This window comes from Rhodococcus sp. R1101 (assembly GCF_000278445.1).
Lineage (GTDB): Bacteria > Actinomycetota > Actinomycetes > Mycobacteriales > Mycobacteriaceae > Rhodococcus > Rhodococcus gordoniae.
Genome location: NZ_AJVB01000703.1, coordinates 1 through 1,455 on the forward strand (window position 1 = coordinate 1; position 1,455 = coordinate 1,455).

A 1,455-nucleotide genomic window follows, 5' to 3' on the forward strand; every position below is an offset into this window, starting at 1 on the left:
CTCCTTGCGGCCCTGCGACATCTGCAAACCGAACTGACCGGCGCGGGTCCGCTCGAGGATCTCCTGGCGGACCCGGCGACCACCGACGTGCTCGTCACCGCACCCGACCGCGTCTGGGTGGATCACGGCAACGGGCTGCGCCTGACCGATGTCACCTTTCCCGACGAAGCGGCGGTCAGACGACTCGCACAGCGACTGGCGCTGTTCGCCGGGCGCCGCCTCGACGACGCCCAGATGTGGGTCGACGGCAGGCTGCCCGGACACGGCGAGTTCGGCGTCCGGCTGCACGCGGTGCTCTCGCCGGTCGCGCAGGGTGGGACGTGCCTGTCGCTGCGGGTCCTGCGACCCGCGACCCAGGGGCTCGACGCGCTGCGCGACCGCGGAGCGGTCTCCGAGGTCGCCTATCAGCTGTTGCTCCGCATCGTGCGTGCCCGGTTGGCCTTCCTCGTCGTCGGGGGCACCGGGGCAGGGAAGACGACCATGCTCGCGGCGCTCCTCGGTGCGGTCGCCCCGGCGGAACGCATCGTCTGCGTCGAGGACGCCGCCGAGCTGGTTCCGGCCCACCCGCACGTGGTGCGGCTCGTCGCGCGTGCACCGAACGTCGAGGGCGTCGGCGAGGTCACCGTCCGCGATCTCGTGCGGCAGGCCCTGCGGATGCGACCGGATCGCATCGTCATCGGGGAGGTGCGAGGCGCAGAGGTCGTCGATCTTCTGACCGCATTGAACACGGGTCACGACGGCGGCGCCGGGACGGTGCACGCCAATTCGCCCGACGAGGTGCCTGCCCGGCTCGAGGCCCTCGCTGCGCTGGGTGGCCTCGACCGGCCCGCATTGCACAGTCAGCTCGTCGCCGCGGTGCAGGTGGTCCTGCACGTGCACCGCGGTACCGACGGAGTGCGGCGTCTCGTGGAGATCGGCGTGGTCGAACGCGACGCGGTCGCGGGTGTGATCGTCACGCCCGCATGGACACACGATCGCGGCAGCGAGCACGGCATGGACGTCCTCGAACGAACACTGCGTCGGCGGGACGCGCCGTGAACGCGGCGATTCTGTGCCTTGCGGCAGCGCTGGTCGTCCTGCCGTCGTTCTCGGCCCGTCGCCGGCTGCGACGCGGAATACCCGAGGCGATGCCGCGTCCGGTGCCGCGTGCTCTCGTCCTCGGGGCGGTGGTCGCGGTGGGCGCGACGATCGTGATGTGGGCGGGGATCACGCCGGCCGCGGCCGCTGCGACGGTCGTCGCGACCGTGATGTCGCGTGGCCGAGCCCGGAACCGCGCAGCCGAACTCGATCATCATCGGCGAATGCTGTTGTCCGGCTTGGACACCGTGATCGCCGACCTGCGGGTGGGCACGCATCCCGCCGACGCATGCGAAACGGCCGACCGGGAGACGGCCGGTCCCGTCGCCGCGGCGTTCCGGGTCGCTGCGGCACGGGCGCGGCTCGGCGGATCGGCCG

1 protein-coding gene and 1 pseudogene are annotated in these 1,455 nt (G+C 72.4%); both read left to right on the top strand.

The features are described 5' to 3' along the window. Positions 1-1,038: TadA family conjugal transfer-associated ATPase (locus R1101_RS28425; protein WP_016935604.1), on the top strand; the 1,038-nt coding region annotated here is incomplete at its 5' end. Further along, positions 1,035-1,455 (top strand): annotated as a pseudogene (locus R1101_RS0123405) (secretion protein F); the annotation flags it as partial. The gene R1101_RS28425 and the pseudogene R1101_RS0123405, both read left to right, overlap by 4 nt.